Raw genomic sequence first — 22,593 nt, 5'->3', positions numbered from 1 at the left:
GATGTGCCTTCAATATCAATAATGATTGCAAAAAACGCCTCGGGGGCGTTTTTTTTATTCTTTGAACACTTTAGCTTTTCAACTTTTTTGACCCTCTGCTGTACAACTCATGTTTTTTTCATCTTCACTTTTACTTTCTTTATATATCCAATCTCTAAATTTCCCATAAATATTGATCAATATGAAACGAAGTATGAAATATTCCCATACACCAAATTTACTTTTAACTATCCCTATCCTTTTTAATAGCTCTTCTAAACTAAAAGCAAAAAACATCACCTTTACTTTTGCATACCAACTATTCTTTTTTCTTAATGAACATGCCGCAAAAACTGATAATGATATAGAGTATAACGGCACCATAATAAAATGTTCATTCCAAGAATGGTACCTCCCTCTTCCAAACCTTATTTTGCGAAAAACCGCTAAGAAAAATAATATATTTGCATCTGAAACCATGATCATAAAAAAAAGTGAAATAAATCTCACAATTGGATTTTTTTTACAAAGATAGTAATGCCACAAATCACTCAATTTAAAGTAAAAAGGAATTAGAAAAAAGGTATAGGAAACTTTCCACCAATAATGCTTATACACACCAAGCAATAAAAATAATATTTCAACTAAGGAAAAATAAAAGCCTCCGATCCATTTTGCCTTCCACCCTAATTTAGTTATTGATAAAAATACAGCAGTAAAGGGCAAAAAAACGGCTTGTGATAAAATCGCCCCAAAATTATTGTCAAATTGTTTTTTTTTCAGTATTTTTGGTTTGTATTTATATGCTTTAAAAATATTTAAAACAAAGTACTCTAAAAGATAAGCAAATCCAATATTCGACATTAGCAGCACGAATAATGATTTCCTGTTCTTACTTTTATAAAAGGAAAATCCTAATAGAATTGAATGGATTATAAATAATACTATAAAAGGAATATAATTCCGTTTTGTTTTCTTCATGGTCATTTCCCATTCCTTTTTGATTAATATAGGTAGTATTTGATTTATTGCTCTTTTCATTCTTTTTCATAGATGACGAAAGATTGTGATAATTATTTAAAAAAATATTTGACAATATGGTGGTTCTCAACATATAATTTATCTTGAATTAAGTTATTTCAATTTCAAGATAAATAATTCCAAAACAAAATTAATGGAGGAGAAACAAAATGACAAAAACTAAATGGGCAATTGATACCGCACATAGTAGTGTAGATTTTTCTATTCGTCATATGATGATTGCAAATGTAAAAGGTGCTTTTCATAACTTCAATGCTACAATTGAAGCGGATCCCACAGATTTAACAACAGCAAAGATTGAATTTACAATTGAAACATCCAGTGTTAACACTCGTAACAAAGATCGCGACGGTCACTTAGTTTCTGCAGACTTTTTCGATGTAGAAAATTATCCAACAATGACCTTCCGGGCAACAAACATTGAAAAAACTGATGATGGTGAGTATAACGTTACTGGTGATTTAACACTGCATGGTGTAACAAATCCAGAAACCTTCGCCGTTACGTTCGAAGGTCAAGGAAAAGACCCGTGGGGAAATGAAAAAGCCGGCTTCAGCGCAACTGGAACTATTAATCGTTCTGATTACGGCTTAACCTGGAATGCAGCTCTAGAAACCGGCGGTGTTCTTGTTGGTGACAAAGTAAAAATCAACCTTCAAATTCAAGCGGCAAAAGCTGAATAATTTATAGCAAAAGGCAGGGTGGATTTTTTCCGTCCCGCCTTTTTTATTTTTAGGCACTGTTACTTGCTTGTTTAATGTATGATAATAAATGCAGCTTCGTATTAATAAGAAATTCTAATTTCCTAATAATAAATTAGACCTCTGAATCAGAAAGGATCCAAGATCTATGAAGGATATATTACCAAACAAAACAATCTCTTTACAAAAGCAGCTCGATGAAATGGTTTTAGAATTTAAAAACTATACAGTAAATGGAGCTACAGCCAATTATATTCCCGCTTTAAAAAAAGCTAACCCTAATGACCTCGGGATTTGTATGATTTCTTCTGATGGAATTTTTTTAAAATCAGGGAATGCCGAAAAAAGTTTTACCCTACAAAGCATCTCTAAAGTCATTAGCTTTATTCATGCCTGCTCAACAAGCGGAATACCAACAATATTGGAGTATGTGGATGTGGAACCGACAGGAGATGCCTTTAATTCCATTTTCCGTTTGGAATTAAGCCATCCCGGAAGACCGTTTAATCCAATGATTAACGCGGGAGCAATAACGGTTGCTTCCTTGCTTCCTGGGGACTCACCGGCTAAAAAAATCGATTCCTTATTATCATTCTTAGAAAAATTGCTTGGCAGAAAACCTATGGTAAATGAGGACGTTTTTTTATCCGAGTGGAAAACGGCAAATCGAAACCGCTCACTTGCCTATTGGCTTAAGGAAACCGGCTACCTCTTATGTGATGTGGAAGATGCCATGGAAGTTTATTTAAAACTTTGCTCCATTGAAATGACTATCGCTGAATTAGCACAAATTGGTTTGATTTTAGCCCGGGATGGTATCCATCCTTATACGAACGAGTTATTGTTTTCGCCCGAGATAGCCAGTTTAACAAAGACGTTAATGTTAACATGCGGAATGTATGATTACTCCGGCAGGTTTGCAGCCTTTGTCGGTATTCCTGCCAAAAGTGGTGTTTCAGGAGGGATAATGGCAGCCATCCCACCGAGTGCAAGAGCGTTAAATAATCGCTCTACCAGCTGGGGCATTGGTCTTTACGGTCCTGCAATTGATAAGCACGGTAATAGTACCGCCGGAGTTAAACTCCTTACGCAATTATCAAAAGAATGGAATTTACGGTTGCTTTAATTTCATCATAATAATAAAATTAAGCTCTCTATATCGGAAAGCTCCTCACTTATAAATAATTCAAAAATCCCGGCTCTGAATTTCCTAGGCCGGGATTTTAATTATGGTTGAATGATTACTCTCGTTCCATTCGGAACCGTATCAGAAAGTTGAAGAACGTCTCGATTGTACATCCTCACACAGCCATGTGAAACGGCTTTTCCAATCGAACTTGGATCATTTGTCCCATGTATCCCATAGCCTTGTCTTGATAATGAAAGCCACATCACCCCAAAAGGACCTCCCGGATTCAATTGGCGATTAACAATCACATACTCCCCAGTGGGTGTATTTGTCAGCATCTTTCCTACAGCGATAGGAAAAATTTTCACGAGTCCTCCATTTTTATATAACGCAAGTCTGCGCTTTCCAACAGAAATTTGGATTGAATATGGAATGGTATTTGGCTCCGGCAGCCCTGGAATTTGAATTTTTTGTCCAACATATAAATGACCTATTCCCGGATTTGCAGCATAGAGGCGGTGCAAGTTAACCCGATAATTAGCAGAAATTGAACCAATCGTTTCACCGGGCTTTACTGTATGAATCATGGTTTCCCACCTTTTTTTCTTTTAGCATATGCGGAGATATGTTAGGCGTTGCTTACATATCCGGAGAATGTTTATATTAAGTGTGTTTTAGAATGTAACAAGGAGATTATTAAAAATCGTTTACTTATTATCTTCTTTTATTTTTTTCGGCTATAATAAGTCGTAGTTTGGAGGTGTTTTTTTGGAAATTAGGCATTTAAAATATTTTTTGGAAGTGGCAAAATATAAAAGCATCACCAAAGCCTCAGAATCCCTTCATATTTCGCAACCGGCTCTCAGTAAGATGATCAAGGGGCTTGAAATTGAATTGGGGATGCCGTTAATTATCCGTACAAATAAGACGAGTGATATTACTGATGCAGGTTTGATTGTAATGGAATATGCACAAAAGATGATGATGCTTATGGATGAAATGTCTACGACTTTAAACGATATGACAAACCTTTCACGAGGACAAATTCATATCGGTCTTCCGCCCATTATTGGGAGTCTTTTCTTTCCTAAAGTGATTGCAAAATTTCATCAACAATTTCCAAACGTTCATATCAATATAACCGAATACGGTGGTGCTAGGGTTGTAAAGAGTGTCGAGGAGGGAGAATTTGAATTAGGGGTAGCGGTTCTTCCGATTGAGGAACAAAAATTTGATGTTTACCCGATTGTTGAGGAAGAAATGAAATTGTTGGTACATCACAAGCATCGTTTTGCAGCACGTGAGTTTGTTGAATTATATGAATTAAAGGATGAGGAGTTTATTTTCTATAATGAGGAATTTGCTTTACATGAAATTATGCGGGACGAATTTATTAATCAGGGGTTTGAGCCGAAGATTTTATTCAAAAGCTCGCAATGGGACTTCATGTCTGAAATGGTGGCAGCGAACCTGGGTGTTACAGCTCTTCCGGAGTCCATTTGTAATCGCGTGATGAATCCGGATATTAAAATAATAAAACTCCGACCTGCAATTCTTTGGAAGCTTGCTGTCATTACCAAAAAAGATCGTTATATATCATACGCAGGGCATACGTTAATCAACTATATTGTAAATGAAAAGCAATTTTTTCATCATAACTAAAAGTTATATCAACTATTCTAATTATGTATTTTACGAATAACGGAATTCAGCGTAACATGGCTTATATAAATTACAAAAATAAGGAGCTTTATTAGCTCCTTTCTAATATAGGAAGGTTGTTACGATGAAATTTATCAAAATCATAATACAAATTTTATTTATTAATCTTTTTCTATTAATTGGTGTTGCCGTTAAATCGGTAGTGAATGTGCCTATTCCTGCTTCGATGATTGGATTAATTATATTATTCCTGGCTTTAATGCTTAATATTGTAAAACTTGAATGGGTAGAACAAGGCGGAAAATGGCTTTTAGCCGAATTGCTTCTTTTCTTTGTCCCTTCCGCTGTCGGGGTTGTTAATTACAAGGAAATTTTAGGCTGGCAAGGTATAGAAACTGTGGTGTTAATCATTTTTAGTACGATGATCGTTATGGGCACGACGGCCTATGTTGCCGAAAAACTCTATAATCGGAAAAGTAGGAGTGCGTTATGAAAATGATTTTTTTTACTGTAACTACTTATATTTTTTACCGTTTAACGAAGAAGATTAACAAGAAATGGTCATTTCCGCTTTTCCATCCTCTATTAATTGCTCCACTGGCTATAATCGGTTTAATTAGCCTGATACATGTCTCAGCAAATGATTATTTATCTTCGACCAAGTGGCTGACCTATATGCTTGGACCAGCAACCGTCGCGTTTGCGATTCCAATTTATAAGCATTTTCAATTGGTAAAAAAATATATCGGAAATATTATAGTTAGTATTACAGCAGGTACACTCATTGCTATTTTTTCATCCTTTGGATTATCTAAATTAATCCACTTGAATTCTGATTTTGTGGTAAGTATTTTACCAAGATCAATTACGACCCCAATTGCCATCGAGGTATCCAAAGAAATAGGCGGTCTTCCAACGCTTACAACCGTTTTTGTTATTTTAACCGGCGTGATCGGCGGTGTCATCGGGCCAATGGTGATTAAAGGCTTGTCGATTAAAACTCCGATTGCGAAAGGATTAGCATTGGGAATGGCTGCACATGGTGCCGGTACCAATAAAGCAATGGAGTATGGAGAGCAGGAAGGAACCTTTTCTACTCTTGCAATGATTTTTGCAGCTTGGATTACTTTAATTTGGGGATTTTCATTGATTCCAGCACTAATGAATTTCGTTCATATCCATTAAAAAAACGCCTATCACTTATGACTTGGGATAGGCGTTATCTTTTACCATTCAAACCGAAAAAGCGGTGACATATCTTCTCGAATGTGATCTATATAAAAATAATCATTGCTTGACACATCATAAATATAATCTTTTTTCCATTCTTCAATATTAATTGTTATTTCCTTTATGGCCTTTACAAAATGCATTATTTCCGCGTTTGTCATAACAGGATGTAAGGAAAATCTGACCCACCCCGGTTTATCCGATAAATCACCTTGATCGATTTTATTTGTAATTTCCTTAGAGGCTTTTTGGTCAATATGATATAGATAATGCCCGTAAGTACCTGCACACGAACACCCGCCGCGAACCTGAAAACCAAACCGATCATTCAATAATCGAACGATTAGATTATAATGAATATTTTCAATATAAAATGAGACAATACCCAAGCGGTCTTTTTTATGCCCGTCAAGGATGTGTAGGTTCGGTATTGCTTCTAAATTTGGCAGTAAGAGGGTTAATAATTCTTTTTCCCTTTTTAATATATTCTCAACATTCATCTGGTTCTTTAAATTTAAGCATAGCGCAATTCGAATTGCTTGAAGAATTCCAGGGGTGCCCCCATCTTCGCGGAGTTCAATATCAGAATAATAGTGATGCTCACCCCATGGATTCGTCCAGGTTACTGTCCCTCCTCCCGGATGGTCAGGAATGTTATTAACATACAATCTTGAGTCAAAGACTAAAACACCACTTGTCCCCGGTCCCCCAAGAAACTTATGAGGCGAGAAAAAAATGGCATCCAGCTTTTCCAAAGGATCTTTAGGATGCATATCAATGGATACATAGGGTGCAGAAGCAGCAAAATCAACAAAACAGAGGCCACCATGTTGATGCATGACTCTGGCCAGTTTATGGTAGGGAGTCTGTATCCCCGTTACATTGGAACAGGCCGTAAAAGAACCAATTTTGATTTTACGATCCTTATATTGATGAAGTAGCTGATCAAGCTGATAAACGTCCACTTCGCCGTTAAGGTCAGGACTCAGGATTACGACATCACCCAACGTTTCCAGCCAAGAGGTTTGATTAGAATGATGCTCCATATGTGTCAGGAAAATTATTGGTCGTTCTTGTTCGGAAAGAACCAAACGCTTCTTCATTTGTTCCGGTACTCTTATTCCTATAATTCTTTGAAATTTATTGATTACAGCTGTCATACCAAATCCATCAAGAATAACGACATCATTTTCATCTGCATGAACATGTTCCTTTATTATTTTTCTAGATTGTTTATAGATTCCAGTCATCATTAAACTGGTAATATTTGATTCTGTATGAGTATTGGCCATATAAGGACCAAAAACCTCAGAAATTTTTTGTTCAATCGGCCTATATAACCGCCCACTGGCGGTCCAATCCGCATAAATAATTTTTTTCTTCCCGTAGGGAGAATCAAATTCCTGGTTCATACCAATAACCTGCGACCGAAAGTTATCAAAATATTCTTCGAGATTTTTAAACATTCGATAGGTTTTACTGCCGATCTTTGCGGTGATCATTTGTTTCACCTCGCTACTTAATCCTGTTAATCAATATATGCAAAGCGCTTTAGTGCAGGTTCCATCTGTACAAATGTAGATTTTCTTCAAAAGAAAAAAGCAGCCTGAACAAAAATTGCCTGACTGCTTTTACCTTTTATTAAGATATTTTAGCGGACTCTTTTCTCGTCACTTCATCAATTTTCTGAATAAACATTTGAAATACTCGTCTTTTTTCTTCTAGGTCACGTATGTATTCTTTAAGCTGATTATAGCTTTCTTCAAAAGGTTTATGGTACATTTGACGAATTTTTTCGATAATCTCTTCGTTAACAGTTGATTGGATCACCTGCTTTGTAATGCCATATTTGTAGGAGTATACTTTCAACTCCTGTGCTACTTCGTCATATTCTTTTGCAATTTCATCCAGTACGAGAGAAATATCATCCTTCCATTCTTCCAGAGACTTTTGCAAATAGGATTTTACGATCGTTTCTTCCATATAAACACCTGCCTAATAAAGTCTAATTCTGCTTACTTCATTATATAGATGTATGATTACATGGAAGTTTCGCAAAGTTTACAAAGTTTTTTCATTATTAATTTTTTATATGATACCCCATTCTTGGATTAATCGTTACAATTTATTAACATTCTAGTCATCAGTTTTTAAAAATAATAGTTTAATATAATAATTGTTAATCAAAGTTGTTCGCGCTTCTCTACTCTGGTTTCAAACTCATAGAATGGTGTGTTTGTGGCTATGATTTTAAGCACGAACAACGACAAATAAATTGCTCCTGTTTCCTCCTTTCCTATGATTAATAAATTCAGTTTATCCAAATGATGGTTTTCTTAAAGAGCATTGAGTACTTTCTTTCTGAAGTTCAGGTGCAAATTCTGCCAGTTTTCTAACAAAATAACAGGTTTCAGGAAAATGATGTTCTAAAAACCTTAAGGTCGTTTTATTTAGTATTCTCTCTCCTCTGTACTTTTTCACAACAGATCTTATATAATCGTTCATTTCGATTACCGTTTGTCCGACCTCCAAGGCTAGTTCCTTTTGTCGTGGAAATCCCTGTTCGGTAAATCTTAGAAATCCTTTCACATGATGATTCTGCAAAATAAACATCTGAAACTTCTGTGCATACCTATCTGTTTGTTTTTCAACCGCTAATTCTATTGGGTCGATGAGATTCCGCAATAAAATGATGTGTCCCAGCTGATCCTCCAGCCACAAATCCAACAGCTGATCCAGCATTAATGGTAAAGGTTTCTTGCCATTAATGAAGTATGTCAATAACCGTAAATATTCCTGGTTTTCATTTAAAGTCCCATTCAAATAAGTTGGAGATAGATTAAGATTAACCTTGTTTTTAATTCTTAGATTTTGCAAATGCCCTTCAAATCGGTAATATTCATAGGTAACTTTGTAAGATTGCTTTGCAAAGGAAATTGCCTCATCTGATGTTAATACCATAACTGGATTAATATTTTTAAGTAAGTTGAGTACCACCTCAAATGAAAGAATAAAGTTTTCTGCAATGGAAATTTCCTTTTTTTCTTCAGTCGATAAATAATCACGTACAAAAATTGCATGATCCTGTAGAATTTCTAACCAAAATAGATGTTCTTCCCACACACTAATTGTGTCCATTCGAGATGCCCCCTTTACAAAGAGCATATTCGCCTATTTATTAATATATATCTTTATTCAGCCTTCAAGACTTTTACAAAATCTTCGAGTGTTGTTGAATATTTCACGTAGATTCGAGGTATGTAATAATGTTCGTTTTTAATGCCTTTTTCAGAAAATAATTCCGGTGTCGTAGTAATCCCAAAACGATAGTATTTCATTGTCTCCGTGACTACCTTTTCATTAAAATTTCCATAAGGATAAGCAAGAGCAATCACTGGTTTCCCTGATATTTTTTCGATTTTTTCCTTTGATCCTCTCAGTTCATATTCAAAATTATCAATTTTGGTCAAATCAGGGTGTGTTGCGGTATGCGACTGGATCGAGATGATGCCGGAGTCTGCCATCAATTTTAAATCAGCTTTCGATAATCGATTAGAACGACCAATAAAATCAGAGATAACAAATATGGTACCTGTTGGCTTAAAATGCTCCGTCTTCAATTTTTGAAATATCGTAAATGCCTTCAAATTATTTTTATAACCGTCATCAAAGGTAATGAAAATAGGTTTATTTACTTTATTCCTCTCTTGCCAGCGTTCAAAAGTTAATAGGGTATACCCATGAACTTTGAGATAGGTCATTTGTTTTTCAAAATTTTCAGGTGTTACATATAGCTCCTTTATACCATGACCATTGTATTCGTCTATCGAATGATAAATCAAAATCGGTACTTTTTGCTGAGCAAAAACCGAAGCTGGAAATCCCCAAATAACACAACAAAGGATTAATAACTTTTTCATAATACACCCACTTGTTCTTAGAAATGTTGCTCTCACCTATTGTTTCCAGAACAAAAAAAGCCTATCCGGAAATTGAAATTGGATAGGCTTTTTCTTTATACCCCTCTTTTATTCCCCCACAAATAGGTGTGCAATTGGGGCAGAACTTTTACATTCGTAAATTCATGGTCAGCGATGACCTTATCAATCAACCATTCATATTTATTTAAAAGACGTCTTACTAACTCCTGATCATTATTGGTAAATATGTCATCATTTCCAACCTGTAAAAAGAATGGAACATTTTGATATCGTTTATAAACCCTTTTGGCATATTCATAGTCCTGATCATCGAAAATGACAACCTTTAAACTGAAATGTTTTTCATGATTGTTATCTGCCAATCTTTTAATAATTGTATCTAATACATCAAAATCAGTTTCCATTCGGGAGCTTGGCGGCTTTGGTGAAATCGTTAGTTCATCAATATCGAAAAACCAATCCTGCCACTTGCTACCCTGTGTTTCCAAACAAACTTTAATATTATTTTCTTTTAAAAGGTCAATAAAGCTATTTAGATTTTTTAATAATGCGGGATTACCACCTGAAATGGTTACATAAGAGAATCCATTTCCCCCCAGACGCTTTAGTTCATCCCAAATTTCATCTGCATTCATCATTTTTGTGTCATCTTTCTCCGTACCATCCCAGGTGAATGATGAATCACACCAACTGCAGGAATAATCGCAGCCTGCGGTCCTAACAAACATCGTTTTCTGTCCAATTACCATGCCTTCGCCTTGGATGGTCGGCCCGAAAATTTCCATTACAGGTATTTTACTCACACTCCATCCACTCCCTTCTGGCTTCAGCGTAACTAGTTGGGGTTTCAAACAATCGAACGAATTCAACTCTTGCCCCATTATACTGCTTCTTTCTATCTTCTTTTTGCAGGGACACTGACATTTTTTCATATATCCAAACAACCATATTTTCTGCAGTAGTATTCATTGGCGGCAAGGTTTCATTTATATATTTATGATCAAGAAAAATTTCAATTTCATTTTTCCAAATTTCCTTAATATCGCCAAAATCAATCATTAAGCCGCGTTCATCAACAAATCCGCTTAAGCCAAAAATCACTCGATAGGTATGCCCATGCAAATTCTTACATTTCCCCTCATAATTGTGTAAATGATGGGCAGCATCAAAGGTAAATTCCTTACTAACTAATACTCGCTTAGAATGATATTTTAATTGGTCTTTTTTAATATCTTCATCAATTTTTTGGAGTTTATCAACAATTCGAAAACCGTACATAGCTTTAAAACTCCTTTCGAGCTTTCAAGTATGCCTCTAAGCCTCTTTGCCTTAGGTTACAGGAAGGACATTCTCCACAACCATCAGCAATAATTCCGTTATAACAAGTAAGGGTTTTTTCCCTGACGAAGTCTAAAGCACCAAGAGTATCCGCTAATTCCCAAGTTTCCGCCTTATTTAGCCACATAAGTGGTGTATGAATAACAAACTGTGAATTCATTGATAGGTTTAATGTTACATTAAGTGATTTTACGAAAACATCTCTGCAATCCGGATACCCGCTAAAGTCGGTTTCACAAACACCGGTGACAATATGTGCAGTACCAATTTGGCTTGCCAAAATTCCCGCAAATGATAAGAAGATTAAATTCCTTCCGGGTACAAAGGATGATGGAAGTTCACCATCTTCTCCTTCTTTCACTTCAATGTCATCTCTGGTTAACGCACTTGGAGCTAATTGATTTAAAAGAGCCATATCCAGAATGTGGTGCCTTACTCCAAGCTCTTTCGTTATATTTTTGGCACACTCAATTTCAAGGCTGTGCCGTTGATTATAATCAAAAGTGACTGCTTCTACTTCTTTAAATCGGTCCAAAGCCCAAAATAAACAAGTCGTACTGTCCTGACCACCGCTAAATACAACAAGCGCTTTACTGTTTTCCATCTTTTTCATTCTCCTTAAAATAGAAAAACAGCACCACTAAGAAAGCAGTACTGTTTCTCTTAGTTTTTTTTGAGAGGGGTGCTAGAACCTCTACCGCTAGAAATGCGGATTATATATATTTCCGTTACTTACTATACCATAAAAATAATATTTTCATAGCATAAAATAATAGCAAAATTCATTTGGAAAATTTTTTAAACTAATAGTTAATTGTATGCTGAATTAATTGGAATCATCCCACATTATAAGCTTTGTCATTCCACCATTTTTTTCAACAATTATATGGAGCCTAGGCACAGACTTCTCAAAAAAATTTATGTTATGGTCATATGCTTCATCCCTAAACCCACATTATTTTAATGTCTTTAAATAATTTTTTATATTTTTGTAAAAATAATTCCGAGTAAAGCTGCAAAAACACCAATAATTTGGTAAAATTTCAGTTTTTCCTTGAAAATCCAGTACCCGGCGAAGACAACTACCAAACAATTTAAGCTAACAACCGGAAAAACAATACTTGCTGTCCCGGACTGTAGCGCATAGAAATAGGCACTATATCCCAGGATGCTAATTAATCCAACTAAAGCTCCGATATTTACTTCAGATTTTTTCCATTTTTCATTCCTTAGAAAACTACAAATCGCTAAATAGGCAGAGCCTCCTCCATACATCGAGATTAATATATTAATTGGATTTATATGGAGGTAGGACGAGGTTTTCATTAATATTCCTAATACGCCAAAAGAAAAAATGGCCATTAAAACTCGGATCATCCAAGGAGCGTAACTTGTTTTCCGATTTTTAGCAGGTGAATACTGGATGGCCATTGCGGATCCAAGCATGACGACGATTCCAATCCATTGCAAAATCGTAATTTTTTCATGAAAAATAATTCCTGCACTTAAAATCGGAAAAATAGCATTGGTTCCTATTAATGGTGAAGTCAAGCTGGCCGGTCCTTTTTCAAATGCTTTTGACATTTGAATATTGCCATTTGCATTTAAAATTCCAATTAACGTTCCCAGCAAAATGGTTAGTATATTTATAGTGGCCGTCCCATAAAAGAAACCGATCCCTAACGTTATTAAAAAGGCAACAAAATAAAAGAAGAATTGAATATGTATTTTTGATAGACCCTTGCCAGTACTCCACTTAAAAATAGTATTGTTGGTTCCAAAACAAATCATTGTCACAAATGCTGCTGCTATCCACATTTTGATCCTTCTTTCCATATCTTTTACACTCTAAATTTTAGACTTTTTTTTTACTATTCACAATAATTTTTTGTTTTTTTCGTAATGGATGCTCATTTTGGAAGAATATGTTGTTATTTCGTGATTTCCGTCTTGTTTTGATAGCTTTTGTCATGAAGCAGGAAAATGGACTACTGTATGGTGAATTACTTACCATAGATGTTAAAAAATTATGTATTTTCGATAGAAAGGATTGAACTTTATGCGAACCTATGCGATGAAAGAGGTTGCCAAAAAAATAAAGGTGCCACCAGGGACAATCCGCCAGTGGGAAAAAGACCTTAATGGACTACTCGTAATTCCCCGAACTAAACAAGGGGCAAGAATTTATACAGATGGGGAGATTAATCTTCTTCATGAAATCAAACTGATGTACGCTAATAAGCTTGGAATAGAAGTAATTAAAGATTGGTTACAAAAAAGACTCGAGCCTGAAAGCGAAACTGTTGATGAAATACAGGAACCAGAACCTGAAACTGAACCTGAAACTTCCTTGTCCATTCTATCCCATGAAGCGGCCCGGATTTCTTCTGACGAAGCCGGGATTCAAAATACCGATCAATTTTTCGATGCGATGGATACATACAAGGAAAATTTCTTAAATGAGGTAAAAGCCGAAATCCGAAGTGTCGTTCGAAAGGAGGTATTAGATGAGGTCAAAAAAGAGATTTCAAAAGGAACTTATTATACAGTTAAGTCTGTCACAGATTCCATTTACAAATCGACTGAAAATACAAAAGCCGGGATTCAAGAACTTACGGGAACAATCGAAAAATCCTCTGAACATATGACTGATTCTTTGCAGTATCTATCTAACCGTATCACGAATGTTTCGATTGAGACATCTGAAGAAATTTTTACTCTTTCCAAGCAAATTTCCGAAACAACTGAAGAATTGACTCATTATGTTGATGTTACAAATAATGAAATATACAGTCTTACTGAGGCGATTTCAAAGGACCGTGAACACTTTGTCGAAGAGCGTGAACAATTTCGCCATGAAATAACACAACGAGAAGTTGCCTTTCAAAATATGTTATCAAGCTTTAGAGATGTTGCTTCAGCAAAAGAAAAAAAATGGTGGAAATTCTGGTCTTAATAATAGAAGTTGAATTGGATTGAAAAGAAATTTGAAGAAGATTTTTAGTCGCGAATTGATGACCTATTTTATCAATGGGGGGATTCAATATGAATACAAGTGAAGTTGCAAAATTATTAGGGGTTTCTTCCAGCACCATTCAACGTTGGGTAAAACAGCTTAAATTGCCGATGGAACGGAATGAACGCGGCCATTATTTCTTTAATAATGAAGATATTGAAGTGTTAAAAAAAATACAGGGACAAATTCAAAATGGAGCTATTTTGCAGGAAATTGCACCAATTCAAGAGAAAAAACCTCGAAAAGGGATTGTTAAAGCAGAAGAAGATAATCAAGCTTTTGAAAAATTGGTTAAAAAAGTTAGTGAGTTGGAACTCAGACTGTATGATAAAGCCGATTCAGTTGCTTCCTACCAACTCCTGCAGCACCGCCATGAAATTGAAGACTTGCAGAATCAGGTAAAAAAATTAACTCACCAACTAGAAATTATTCAAAGTCAATTTAATGGACTAAAAAACCCCCATTCAATCGAACCACTAATTAATCAAAACAAACAAAAAAAGAAACCAAAAAAGAAAAACTTCGTCAGTGTATTTTTCGGTTTTTAACACTTTAACATGCCGGTGAATAAAGCCCTCTACCTTCTAAGCCATTAACTTCAACAGGCATCTAACTTGAAAGAGACTATTGATAATTGATAATATTTCATTATCCTAATGAAGGAAGATGAAATCATGTTTCAAAACAGTAATGAAAGTAAACATATAAATTCTATACCCTATTCCGTTCTTGATCTTTCCCCCATTATTGAAGGTGGTACTCCAGCTGATTCCTTGCAAAACACACTGGATCTTGCCCGCCATGTTGAAAAATGGGGATATAAACGGTACTGGCTTGCAGAACACCATAATATGCCTGGAATTGCAAGTTCAGCTACTTCGGTAGTAATTGGGCATGTAGCTGCGGGAACTTCGACCATTCGTGTGGGTTCAGGAGGAATAATGCTGCCTAACCATGCACCGCTTGTCATTGCTGAACAATTCGGAACGCTTGAATCATTGTTTCCCGGTCGAATTGACCTTGGACTTGGTCGTGCACCAGGCACCGATCAACTGACGGCTCATGCCTTACGAAGGGACCGTCGAGGTGATGGTCAAGACTTCCCTGAACAATTGGAAGAACTCCGTGCCTACCTCAATCCATCTTCAGGGAAAAAGTTTGTACGAGCCATCCCTGGAGAAGGATTAAATATACCTATCTGGCTGTTAGGTTCCAGCGGTTTTAGTGCCCAATTAGCTGCACATTTAGGTCTGCCGTTTTCATTTGCTAGCCATTTTTCACCTGAATATACAAAACCGGCACTTGAGCTTTACAGAAGTCAGTTCCGACCATCTGAAGTTCTCTCTAAGCCATACGCTATGGTAGGTGTAAATGTGATTGCAGCGGAATCAGATGAAAAGGCAAAATGGCTTTCAACATCGATGCAACAACAATTTTTGTCCCTACTCCGCAATACTCCAGGTCCTCTTCAACCACCTGTTGAAAATATGGAGTCTCTATGTACCGATTACGAAAAAGGATTATTAGAACAACGATTGGGCTCTTCAATAATTGGCGGTCCGGATACTGTCAAAGTGAAACTTCAAGCTTTTCTTGATGAGACCCAGGCAGATGAAATGATTGTGAATGCACAAATCTTTGATCATCAAGACCGACTACAGTCTTATAAAATATTATCCGAAATTATTAACGGAGATAAGAATATATAACCAATTAGTAAAGAAAGCTTGGTAACCACCAAGCTTTCTTTGCTAAACTCTTGTATTATTCTAAATTACTATGCTGGTTAAAAGCTTGTTGATGGTCGACTTGATTAAGTTCACTAAATAAAAGACAAATTGTATCAAAGAGAATATGCACGCATTGATCAAACAATGAGCCAAGTGGTTGAATCGTTTTTAACTCATTCTCCCGGCGATACTTCGTTGCGGCCGGGATATGAAGAATCTGTTCGGCAACAGCAGTTAGAGGCGACTCCGGGCTAGTCGTAACAGCTAAAACCGGGCAACCGATTGTCGTTGTTTTTTCTGATGTCCAAACTACATTTTTCGTTGTTCCTGATCCGGAAACAGCTACTAAAATATCACCTTCTCCAATCGAAGGTGTGATTGTTTCCCCTACTACATAAACAGTTGCTCCTAAATGCATTAGCCTCATGGCAAATGATTTTGCCATAAGTCCTGACCGCCCTTCTCCAACTACAAAAATTCGTTTTGCGTTCTTCAAGCGATTAGCTATTTCCCGAAGCTGTTCTTGTTCCACCTGACTTAACACTGTTTCAATTTCTTTCAAAATTGTCGGAATTACTTTCATGACCTACATACCCTCCATTTGTAAAATTAGTTGTTTAAATTTTTCGGCAGCACCTGCAGGGTCTTTTGCTTTGGTAATTGCAGACCCGATAATCGTAACAGCTGGATTCATCTTTTGTTTTAGGGTTATTAACGATTCAAAAGTAATTCCACCGGCAATGGCAATCTGAAGAGAGCTATCTTCAAGAACGCCCTTTCTCGTCCTCAGATTGTTTGATCCCGATTCCTCTTGTTCATCCTTACTAACATGATCACAAAATATCGCTTCCTTATAAATCTTTAAGTATCCCTTTTGTTTCTCAGAGGTATTTAATAAGTCAATCATGACTTTTTTATTAAAACGTCCGGCTACTTCGATACAGGTATCAATTGTAACAAGAGGGGACACTCCCATAACTGTAGCTACATCAGCACCTGCATCAAAACACATTTCAAATTCATAACGGGCATTATCAATCGTTTTAATATCGGCAACGATTACTTTATCGGGAAAAGCTTTTTTTATTTCTTTAATACTGGCGATACCAAATTCTTTTATTAAAGAAGTTCCAACTTCAATCCAATCAATAGAATTCTCAACTATCCTTGTTAATTGGATTGCTTTTTCTATTTCCAGTCTGTCTAATGCTAATTGAATTTTCACAATACTAACTCCTTTTCAATTTAGTAAATCGATTTACTAAATCGGTTTATAAAGATTATAATGCTTTTGTAAGCGTTTTTCAATCTAATACTTGAAAAAAGATTAGTAGTTTCATGAGTGTTGTCCTAATACAATATGGAAAAATAAAAGCAATCGGCATTCACTCCGATTGCTTTTATTTTTCAGGAGAAGTTAACAAATAAGAATCTTGCTTGGAAAAACAAATTCTTTAGGCACATCATCCGTTTTATTAATTTGGGCAAACAATAATTCAGCTGCCATTTTCCCCATCTCAAACGCCGGTTGAACAATGAATGAAATCGGTGACTCGATCAAATGGGCAAATGGGATATTATCAAATACAATTAAATCAATTTCTCTACCCAACTTTATTCCTTTTTCCTGCAGAAATTCTACTACCTCCAGAAATACACGATCATTCGCCGCAAATAACGCAGTAGGCCGAGCTTCTAGTAAAAAGAGTTTTTCAAGTCTCATTTTCATTACAGAAATACTTGCTTCTAAAACAAAATCAGGGTTAATTTCCAAACCCGATTCCAGCAATGCCTTTTTATAGCCTTCTAATCGTTCTATCCGTGTGCTAATCGTAAGCGGCTGGACAGCAAATGCGATTTTTCGGTTTCCTTTATTAATTAGTTCCATGACAGCCTTATAAGTAGACTCCATATTGTCTGTAACAACCGAATATGCATCAAGATCCGATACTCTCCTATCCATAAACACGACAGGATATCCCTCTTTTATCATGCTTTTATACAAATCGTTATTATGCCCTGTGGGAAAAATAATGAGTCCATCCACCTGCTTGGCCCTTAGCATTTCAATATATTTTTTTTCTTTCACCGGGTCATCGTCAGCGTTACATACAATTGCATGCAAATCATGTTTATGAAAAAAATCTTCTATTGCACGACTTACCTCCGTTGAAAAACGATGCATAATGTTAGCCACTATAATTCCAACCATTGAGGTTCGCTTTTGTTTTAAACTTCTGGCGATATAATTGGGTTGATAACCCAGCCTTGCAATCGCCTCTTCAATCTTAATTTTTGTTTTATCACCCATATATTCAAAACGATTATTTAAAAACTGTGAAACGGTGCTTTTTGATACACCCGCTTCTTTTGCAACATCTGCCATTGTGACTCTTTCCATTTTATCAACTCTTTCAACATGTTTCATTGACTTCATTTTAGCGGTATTAGCCTTCATTATCCAGTTTAATAAAAAAGAAGATGACTCATATGGTTAAGTCATCCTCTAATTCAATAAATATTTTTAAGCGCTTACTTTTACATCTGATGATTTACTCTGTTTTTTTGCCGAATTAATTGCCCAGATGGTTAGTAAAGCTGAAAGGAATAACGATCCTGCCATGAAAATATATGATGCTCCAAATCCACCCGTTGCGCCATTTAAGTAACCTACAACATAGGAACCAACAAATGAACCTAATGCACCCATACTATTAATCAGGGCCATGGCACCACCGGCAACATTGCGAGGCAGGATTTCCGGAATAATCGCAAAGAATGGACCATAGGGCGCATACATAGCACCACCGGCAATTATTAAAAGGATAAAGGAAATCCAAAAATGTTGTGTTCCAATTGCATAAGAGATATAAAACGCGACTGCACCAATCAATAGAAATGGCCAAACAAAAGCGTTACGGTTTAAGGTTTTATCAGAGAAATAAGAAGCTACTAACATTAAGGTAACGGCTAAAATATATGGTACAGAGGATAGCCAGCCTGTTTCGACAATGCCCATATTCGGGGCTGCCTTTATAATCGAAGGAAGCCACATGACGAACCCATATACTCCAATACTCCATAAAGCATATTGGATACTTAGTAAAATCACCGGCTTTGATTTAAATGCTTCACGATAATTCTTAACGGCCTTTATGCCTTCTTGTTCTTTTTCTAACTGGAATTCAAGATCCCTTTTTTCTTGACCTGTCAACCATTTCGCGTCTTTTGGTTTATCATTAACTACTTTCAACCAAATAAATGCCCAAACCACAGCTGGAAGCCCTTCCAGAATAAACATCCATCTCCAGCCAAAAGATTTTAGAAGATAGCCTGATGCAATTGACATCCATAACACAGTTGCCGGGTTTCCTAAGATTAAAAAAGTATTGGCACGGGAACGTTCTGCTTTTGTAAACCAGTGACTTAAAAACACAAGCATTGCCGGCATAACAGCGCTTTCAACAACTCCAAGAGTAAAACGGATTACAAATAATAGCTTTATATTAGTAATAAGTCCTGTTGCAGAAGCTAATCCTCCCCATAGAATCAAAGACCAGAAAATCAGCTTTTTTGCACTCTTTTTTTCCGCATAGCTTGCACCTGGTATTTGGAAAAAGAAATAGCCTAAGAAGAAAAGTGAACCTAATAATGATGAAATGCCAGGTGTAATATGAAGATCCTTTGCTAAGCCCGCTGCTGCACCAAATCCATAGTTTGCACGATCAAGATAGGCAAGACTGTACGTGATAAAAGCGATTGGAATAAGGCGAATCCATCTTTGTTTTGCAATAGTCTGTTTCATTTACTTCACTCCCTGTAAATTATTTTCTATATAGCTACACAATTGCTTCCTCGTTGGATAGCCATCGTGATCCCCAGGTGCTTGAACTGCTAATGAACCTATCGCATTTCCCCTAATAACCGCATCATGTATAGAGAGGCTATCTAACATGCCGCAAATTACACCAACTGCAAAACCATCTCCGGCTCCAACGGTATCTACTACTCTTTGAACCTTGAATCCCTGTACGATTCCTTCCTCAAGTTGTGTTTTATAAAAAGCTCCTTCTTCACCAAGCTTAATAACTACAAGCTCTACACCTTTTTCTAAATAAAAAGAAGCAATATCCCGCGGATTTTTAAAGCCCGTCAAAAGTTCCCCCTCAGAAATACCGGGCAAAACATAGTTTGCTTGAAAGGCAATTTCATTTGTTACGGTTACCATTTCTTCTTTACTTGACCACAGTGTTGGGCGAAGATTGGGATCAAATGAAATCGTTCGGCCCTCCTTCTTCATAAAAGATAATGCCTGTTTTGCAAATTCTCTCGTCTCTTTTGAAAGTGCCAATGGAATTCCGGTCATATGCAAATGCCTTGCTGCGTTAAAATATTCTTCATTAAAATCATTAACACTCAAATGACTTGCGGCAGAACCCTTCCGAAAATACTGTACTTCCGGATCCCCTGTCAGAACTTTTGATTTTAATTGAAATCCTGTAGGATGGTTATCATCGATTAAAACTCGGTTAATATCAACGTTTTCATTTTTGAGTCTTTCAATGATAAATTTCCCAAAAGCATCATTTCCTACATTGCTAACCCAACCTGATCTGAAACCGAGACGTGCAAGCCCGATTGCTACATTTGTTTCCGCCCCCGCAAGCTCACGTTTGAATTGTTTGACTTCATGTAAGGAGCCCGGATGGTCCGCAATAAACATCGCCATCGCTTCTCCAAAGGTGATCACATCTAGCTTTTGCATGAAACTGCCTCACTTTCCTTTGCAAATTCTTTAATAAAATTTATATACTCTGCTGTTTTTTCTTTCGGTTCAATCGGAAATTCAAGTGCTTTCATAATATTGCTTGGGAGTTGGAAAAAAGCTTTCATCCAACTACTATTCCCTTCATTTTGTAACGGCACGGTACACAGTTCTCCGTCATGATTTTCTACTTGTTTTAAATGGAGATAAAGCACGTAAGGTGCAAGTTTACTTAAAGCTAAATCTACATCTTGATTAGAGTAAAACCAGTTCCCTGCATCAAATGTCATTTTAACTGATATATCATTTAGGATGGCGCTTTCAAAAAATTCTTTCAAACGTTTTACATCACCTCCATATTGAGTTTGATCATTCTCAACCAATAATTGCATCTCCGGATACCGATTTAAGAAGTTTTTTAGAAGCAAAACATCTGATTGAACTTTTTCAAAATGCCCTAATGATACTTTTATCCACCTGGCTCCAAGATCATAACCTTCTTTATATACATTCGCGAGTTCCTCTTTATTTAAAGAAAGGTCTTCTCGCCATAATTCAATTGGAGCAGAATATACCGTAAAGAGGTCGTATTTTTTAATTTCACTTTTAATTCTATCCAGTTGTAATTCTTTCTCCGGCAGCAGCTCACGGCGAATTTCAACACCAAAAGCTCCGGATTCTGCAATTACTTTTATGAATGATGCCTGCCCATTCTTCAAAACTTCTAATCTTTTAAAGGCATTTAACGGAACAATCACATTTGTCATAAGATAGCTCCTTTCAGTGATTTTTATAAATCGTTTTAGTAAATCGGTTTAGTAAATCGATTTATTTATAGTATAGACTGAATGAAAGCGCTTTTCAAGAGGAATTTTTTAAAAAGATTCTTACATATTTCCCTCTTAAGTTTTCCAGCATTTCTTATATTTGTTAAAATCAACTTCTATGACCAGGTAACAAAAATCACATACATTTCTAAAATATGATGGTACTATTCAAAAGAAGTCAATTAATAATATCAATTGAAACGGGGTTTTGAATTGAACTTTCCACAGCTAAAAATAGGTCATATGATGCCAAAAGTTCCAATCCTTCAAGGTGGAATGGGAGTTGGTATTTCATTAAGTAAATTGGCTTCCGCAGTCGCAAATGCCGGGGGAATCGGGATTATTTCCGGAACAGGAATTTCGGTAGAAGAAATGCGTGAACATATAAAAAAAGCAAAAAGTCTTATGAAAGACGCTGGATACATTGGCGTAAACGTATTGTTTGCTATGAATGATTTTGCTGAAAAAATGAAGGCTGCCTTGGAAGAAAAAGTTGATTTTATCATATCCGGTGCCGGGATCTCAAGAGATATGTATGCGTGGGGAAAACAAACCGGTACTCCCGTTATTTCTATTGTCTCTTCAGCGAAACTGGCTAGAATTTCCGAAAGACTTGGAGCTGCGGCAATTGTTGTTGAAGGTTTTGAAGCAGGTGGCCATTTAGGAACGGACAGACCTATGTTCGAAATCCTTCCGGAGGTTATAGAGGCAGTTTCCATACCTGTCATTGCCGCAGGTGGTATCATGACGGGCGGAGATATTGCAAAAGCAATTGGAATGGGAGCATCAGGAGTTCAAATGGGAACTAGGTTTGTAGCAAGTGAGGAATGTGATGCCCCTTTCGCTTTTAAACAAAAATATGTTGATGCAAATAAAGAGGATACTGTTTTGGTCAAAACGACCGTCGGTTTGCAAGGTAGAGCGATTATAAATAATTTCACCAAAATTATTAACGGACCGGACAAATTGAAAATTGCTAAATGCCATGATTGCCTAAAAAATTGTTCTTACCGTTTTTGTACGCTCGATTCTTTACTTACATCTGTCTCGGGTGATGTAGAAAACGGACTTGTTTTTGCAGGTGCTAGAGTAGATGAAATCAAGGAAATTTTACCTGTCCAAGAAATCATCAACAATCTTACATCAGAATACAGTGATGCTATCAAGCAAGTGCTTTAGGACGATCTCATTGCAAATAGGAAACAAAATAGTAGAAAAAGGAAGCCAACCGTAT

Annotated in this window: 25 protein-coding genes; 9 read left to right on the top strand and 16 right to left on the bottom strand. The window is 36.3% G+C overall.

The annotated features are described in order from the left end of the window. Positions 1 to 78: 78 nt before the first annotated feature. Entirely contained in the window at positions 79 to 843 is a 765-nt protein-coding gene (locus tag AC3ANV_RS10055) for a hypothetical protein (protein ID WP_488313479.1), read from the bottom strand. Between the two features lie 326 nt (positions 844 to 1,169). Here AC3ANV_RS10055 and AC3ANV_RS10050 point away from each other — a divergent pair, with 326 nt between their 5' ends. After that, positions 1,170 to 1,703 (top strand): YceI family protein, encoded by a 534-nt coding sequence (locus AC3ANV_RS10050; RefSeq protein WP_488313478.1) that lies wholly within the window; start codon positions 1,170 to 1,172, stop codon positions 1,701 to 1,703. Between the two features lie 166 nt (positions 1,704 to 1,869). After that, positions 1,870 to 2,847, top strand: coding sequence for a glutaminase (locus tag AC3ANV_RS10045; protein WP_488313477.1), 978 nt, complete (start codon positions 1,870 to 1,872; stop codon positions 2,845 to 2,847). A 101-nt stretch (positions 2,848 to 2,948) separates the two neighbouring features. On the opposite strand, the gene AC3ANV_RS10040 is transcribed toward AC3ANV_RS10045, so the two are convergent. Then, on the bottom strand, positions 2,949 to 3,437 hold the full coding sequence (locus AC3ANV_RS10040; RefSeq protein ID WP_488313476.1) for a L,D-transpeptidase family protein: 489 nt from the start codon (positions 3,435 to 3,437) through the stop codon (positions 2,949 to 2,951). 181 nt (positions 3,438 to 3,618) lie between these two features. Here AC3ANV_RS10040 and AC3ANV_RS10035 point away from each other — a divergent pair, with 181 nt between their 5' ends. The 3 genes from AC3ANV_RS10035 (at position 3,619) to AC3ANV_RS10025 (ending at position 5,697) form a co-directional block, all read left to right on the top strand. Continuing rightward, entirely contained in the window at positions 3,619 to 4,512 is an 894-nt protein-coding gene (locus AC3ANV_RS10035) for a LysR family transcriptional regulator (protein WP_488313475.1), read from the top strand. A gap of 124 nt (positions 4,513 to 4,636) precedes the next feature. After that, on the top strand, positions 4,637 to 5,005 hold the full coding sequence (locus tag AC3ANV_RS10030) for a CidA/LrgA family protein (protein ID WP_488313474.1): 369 nt from the start codon (positions 4,637 to 4,639) through the stop codon (positions 5,003 to 5,005). Then, the gene (locus AC3ANV_RS10025; protein WP_488313473.1) at positions 5,002 to 5,697 is read left to right on the top strand and encodes an LrgB family protein; all 696 of its coding nucleotides are present in this window, start codon (positions 5,002 to 5,004) and stop codon (positions 5,695 to 5,697) included. Before AC3ANV_RS10030 ends, AC3ANV_RS10025 begins: the two co-directional genes overlap by 4 nt. Before the next feature lie 41 nt (positions 5,698 to 5,738). Here the strand turns inward: AC3ANV_RS10025 and AC3ANV_RS10020 are convergent, their stop codons facing one another. From AC3ANV_RS10020 to AC3ANV_RS09985, 8 genes are all read right to left on the bottom strand, one after another. Continuing rightward, positions 5,739 to 7,244, bottom strand: a complete 1,506-nt coding sequence (locus AC3ANV_RS10020) for an aminotransferase class V-fold PLP-dependent enzyme (RefSeq protein ID WP_488313472.1) — start codon at positions 7,242 to 7,244, stop codon at positions 5,739 to 5,741. Between the two features lie 139 nt (positions 7,245 to 7,383). Further along, the gene (locus AC3ANV_RS10015; protein ID WP_488313471.1) at positions 7,384 to 7,725 is read right to left on the bottom strand and encodes a hypothetical protein; all 342 of its coding nucleotides are present in this window, start codon (positions 7,723 to 7,725) and stop codon (positions 7,384 to 7,386) included. Positions 7,726 to 8,058: 333 nt separating this feature from the next. Further along, entirely contained in the window at positions 8,059 to 8,880 is an 822-nt protein-coding gene (locus tag AC3ANV_RS10010) for a DUF2935 domain-containing protein (protein ID WP_488313470.1), read from the bottom strand. Positions 8,881 to 8,933: 53 nt separating this feature from the next. After that, the gene (locus tag AC3ANV_RS10005; RefSeq protein ID WP_488313469.1) at positions 8,934 to 9,662 is read right to left on the bottom strand and encodes a polysaccharide deacetylase family protein; all 729 of its coding nucleotides are present in this window, start codon (positions 9,660 to 9,662) and stop codon (positions 8,934 to 8,936) included. Between the two features lie 95 nt (positions 9,663 to 9,757). Then, entirely contained in the window at positions 9,758 to 10,486 is a 729-nt protein-coding gene (gene queE, locus AC3ANV_RS10000) for a 7-carboxy-7-deazaguanine synthase QueE (protein ID WP_488313468.1), read from the bottom strand. Then, positions 10,479 to 10,961: a 6-carboxytetrahydropterin synthase QueD gene (queD, locus tag AC3ANV_RS09995; RefSeq protein ID WP_488313467.1), complete on the bottom strand. Its 483-nt coding sequence runs from the start codon at positions 10,959 to 10,961 to the stop codon at positions 10,479 to 10,481. Before queD ends, queE begins: the two co-directional genes overlap by 8 nt. A gap of 4 nt (positions 10,962 to 10,965) precedes the next feature. Further along, positions 10,966 to 11,625 (bottom strand): 7-cyano-7-deazaguanine synthase QueC, encoded by a 660-nt coding sequence (queC, locus tag AC3ANV_RS09990; RefSeq protein ID WP_488313466.1) that lies wholly within the window; start codon positions 11,623 to 11,625, stop codon positions 10,966 to 10,968. 377 nt (positions 11,626 to 12,002) lie between these two features. Beyond that, complete coding sequence (locus AC3ANV_RS09985) at positions 12,003 to 12,839, bottom strand: DMT family transporter (RefSeq protein ID WP_488313465.1); 837 nt, start codon at positions 12,837 to 12,839, stop codon at positions 12,003 to 12,005. A 241-nt stretch (positions 12,840 to 13,080) separates the two neighbouring features. Here AC3ANV_RS09985 and AC3ANV_RS09980 point away from each other — a divergent pair, with 241 nt between their 5' ends. The 3 genes from AC3ANV_RS09980 (at position 13,081) to AC3ANV_RS09970 (ending at position 15,746) form a co-directional block, all read left to right on the top strand. After that, positions 13,081 to 13,977 carry a MerR family transcriptional regulator gene (locus AC3ANV_RS09980; protein ID WP_488313464.1) on the top strand — a complete coding sequence of 299 codons (897 nt, stop codon included), beginning with the start codon at positions 13,081 to 13,083 and terminating at the stop codon, positions 13,975 to 13,977. A gap of 89 nt (positions 13,978 to 14,066) precedes the next feature. Next, positions 14,067 to 14,585, top strand: coding sequence for a MerR family transcriptional regulator (locus tag AC3ANV_RS09975; protein ID WP_488313463.1), 519 nt, complete (start codon positions 14,067 to 14,069; stop codon positions 14,583 to 14,585). A 126-nt stretch (positions 14,586 to 14,711) separates the two neighbouring features. Next, positions 14,712 to 15,746: an LLM class flavin-dependent oxidoreductase gene (locus AC3ANV_RS09970; RefSeq protein WP_488313462.1), complete on the top strand. Its 1,035-nt coding sequence runs from the start codon at positions 14,712 to 14,714 to the stop codon at positions 15,744 to 15,746. Positions 15,747 to 15,801: 55 nt separating this feature from the next. Here the strand turns inward: AC3ANV_RS09970 and hxlB are convergent, their stop codons facing one another. The 6 genes from hxlB to AC3ANV_RS09940 form a co-directional block, all read right to left on the bottom strand. Then, positions 15,802 to 16,350 (bottom strand): 6-phospho-3-hexuloisomerase, encoded by a 549-nt coding sequence (hxlB, locus tag AC3ANV_RS09965; RefSeq protein ID WP_488313461.1) that lies wholly within the window; start codon positions 16,348 to 16,350, stop codon positions 15,802 to 15,804. A 3-nt stretch (positions 16,351 to 16,353) separates the two neighbouring features. Beyond that, positions 16,354 to 16,992 (bottom strand): 3-hexulose-6-phosphate synthase, encoded by a 639-nt coding sequence (gene hxlA, locus AC3ANV_RS09960; RefSeq protein ID WP_488313460.1) that lies wholly within the window; start codon positions 16,990 to 16,992, stop codon positions 16,354 to 16,356. Positions 16,993 to 17,184: 192 nt separating this feature from the next. Beyond that, entirely contained in the window at positions 17,185 to 18,168 is a 984-nt protein-coding gene (locus tag AC3ANV_RS09955; RefSeq protein ID WP_488313459.1) for a LacI family DNA-binding transcriptional regulator, read from the bottom strand. Positions 18,169 to 18,291: 123 nt separating this feature from the next. Further along, entirely contained in the window at positions 18,292 to 19,572 is a 1,281-nt protein-coding gene (locus AC3ANV_RS09950; protein WP_488313458.1) for an MFS transporter, read from the bottom strand. After that, positions 19,573 to 20,532 (bottom strand): sugar kinase, encoded by a 960-nt coding sequence (locus AC3ANV_RS09945; protein ID WP_488313457.1) that lies wholly within the window; start codon positions 20,530 to 20,532, stop codon positions 19,573 to 19,575. Continuing rightward, a complete protein-coding gene (locus tag AC3ANV_RS09940) occupies positions 20,520 to 21,299 on the bottom strand; it encodes a sugar phosphate isomerase/epimerase family protein (protein WP_488313456.1) in 780 nt (259 codons plus the stop codon). The genes AC3ANV_RS09945 and AC3ANV_RS09940 overlap by 13 nt, the downstream gene beginning before the upstream one ends. 255 nt (positions 21,300 to 21,554) lie before the next feature. On the opposite strand from AC3ANV_RS09940, the gene AC3ANV_RS09935 reads away from it, so the two are divergent. Beyond that, complete coding sequence (locus AC3ANV_RS09935) at positions 21,555 to 22,538, top strand: NAD(P)H-dependent flavin oxidoreductase (protein WP_488313455.1); 984 nt, start codon at positions 21,555 to 21,557, stop codon at positions 22,536 to 22,538. Positions 22,539 to 22,593: the final 55 nt, after the last annotated feature.

The sequence above is a fragment of the Neobacillus sp. DFD-2R genome (genome assembly GCF_057747865.1).
This window is presented reverse-complemented; position numbering and strand designations above follow the sequence as displayed.

Coding starts and splice junctions, on each gene's coding strand:
- AC3ANV_RS10055 (WP_488313479.1), bottom strand. CDS start 843: ATGTCGAATATTGGATTTGCTTATCTTTTAGAGTACTTTGTTTTAAAT.
- AC3ANV_RS10050 (WP_488313478.1), top strand. CDS start 1,170: ATGACAAAAACTAAATGGGCAATTGATACCGCACATAGTAGTGTAGAT.
- AC3ANV_RS10045 (WP_488313477.1), top strand. CDS start 1,870: ATGAAGGATATATTACCAAACAAAACAATCTCTTTACAAAAGCAGCTC.
- AC3ANV_RS10040 (WP_488313476.1), bottom strand. CDS start 3,437: ATGATTCATACAGTAAAGCCCGGTGAAACGATTGGTTCAATTTCTGCT.
- AC3ANV_RS10030 (WP_488313474.1), top strand. CDS start 4,637: ATGAAATTTATCAAAATCATAATACAAATTTTATTTATTAATCTTTTT.
- AC3ANV_RS10025 (WP_488313473.1), top strand. CDS start 5,002: ATGAAAATGATTTTTTTTACTGTAACTACTTATATTTTTTACCGTTTA.
- AC3ANV_RS10020 (WP_488313472.1), bottom strand. CDS start 7,244: ATGATCACCGCAAAGATCGGCAGTAAAACCTATCGAATGTTTAAAAAT.
- AC3ANV_RS10015 (WP_488313471.1), bottom strand. CDS start 7,725: ATGGAAGAAACGATCGTAAAATCCTATTTGCAAAAGTCTCTGGAAGAA.
- AC3ANV_RS10010 (WP_488313470.1), bottom strand. CDS start 8,880: ATGGACACAATTAGTGTGTGGGAAGAACATCTATTTTGGTTAGAAATT.
- AC3ANV_RS10005 (WP_488313469.1), bottom strand. CDS start 9,662: ATGAAAAAGTTATTAATCCTTTGTTGTGTTATTTGGGGATTTCCAGCT.
- queD (WP_488313467.1), bottom strand. CDS start 10,961: ATGTACGGTTTTCGAATTGTTGATAAACTCCAAAAAATTGATGAAGAT.
- queC (WP_488313466.1), bottom strand. CDS start 11,625: ATGGAAAACAGTAAAGCGCTTGTTGTATTTAGCGGTGGTCAGGACAGT.
- AC3ANV_RS09985 (WP_488313465.1), bottom strand. CDS start 12,839: ATGTGGATAGCAGCAGCATTTGTGACAATGATTTGTTTTGGAACCAAC.
- AC3ANV_RS09980 (WP_488313464.1), top strand. CDS start 13,081: ATGCGAACCTATGCGATGAAAGAGGTTGCCAAAAAAATAAAGGTGCCA.
- AC3ANV_RS09975 (WP_488313463.1), top strand. CDS start 14,067: ATGAATACAAGTGAAGTTGCAAAATTATTAGGGGTTTCTTCCAGCACC.
- AC3ANV_RS09970 (WP_488313462.1), top strand. CDS start 14,712: ATGTTTCAAAACAGTAATGAAAGTAAACATATAAATTCTATACCCTAT.
- hxlB (WP_488313461.1), bottom strand. CDS start 16,350: ATGAAAGTAATTCCGACAATTTTGAAAGAAATTGAAACAGTGTTAAGT.
- AC3ANV_RS09955 (WP_488313459.1), bottom strand. CDS start 18,168: ATGGAAAGAGTCACAATGGCAGATGTTGCAAAAGAAGCGGGTGTATCA.
- AC3ANV_RS09950 (WP_488313458.1), bottom strand. CDS start 19,572: ATGAAACAGACTATTGCAAAACAAAGATGGATTCGCCTTATTCCAATC.
- AC3ANV_RS09945 (WP_488313457.1), bottom strand. CDS start 20,532: ATGCAAAAGCTAGATGTGATCACCTTTGGAGAAGCGATGGCGATGTTT.
- AC3ANV_RS09940 (WP_488313456.1), bottom strand. CDS start 21,299: ATGACAAATGTGATTGTTCCGTTAAATGCCTTTAAAAGATTAGAAGTT.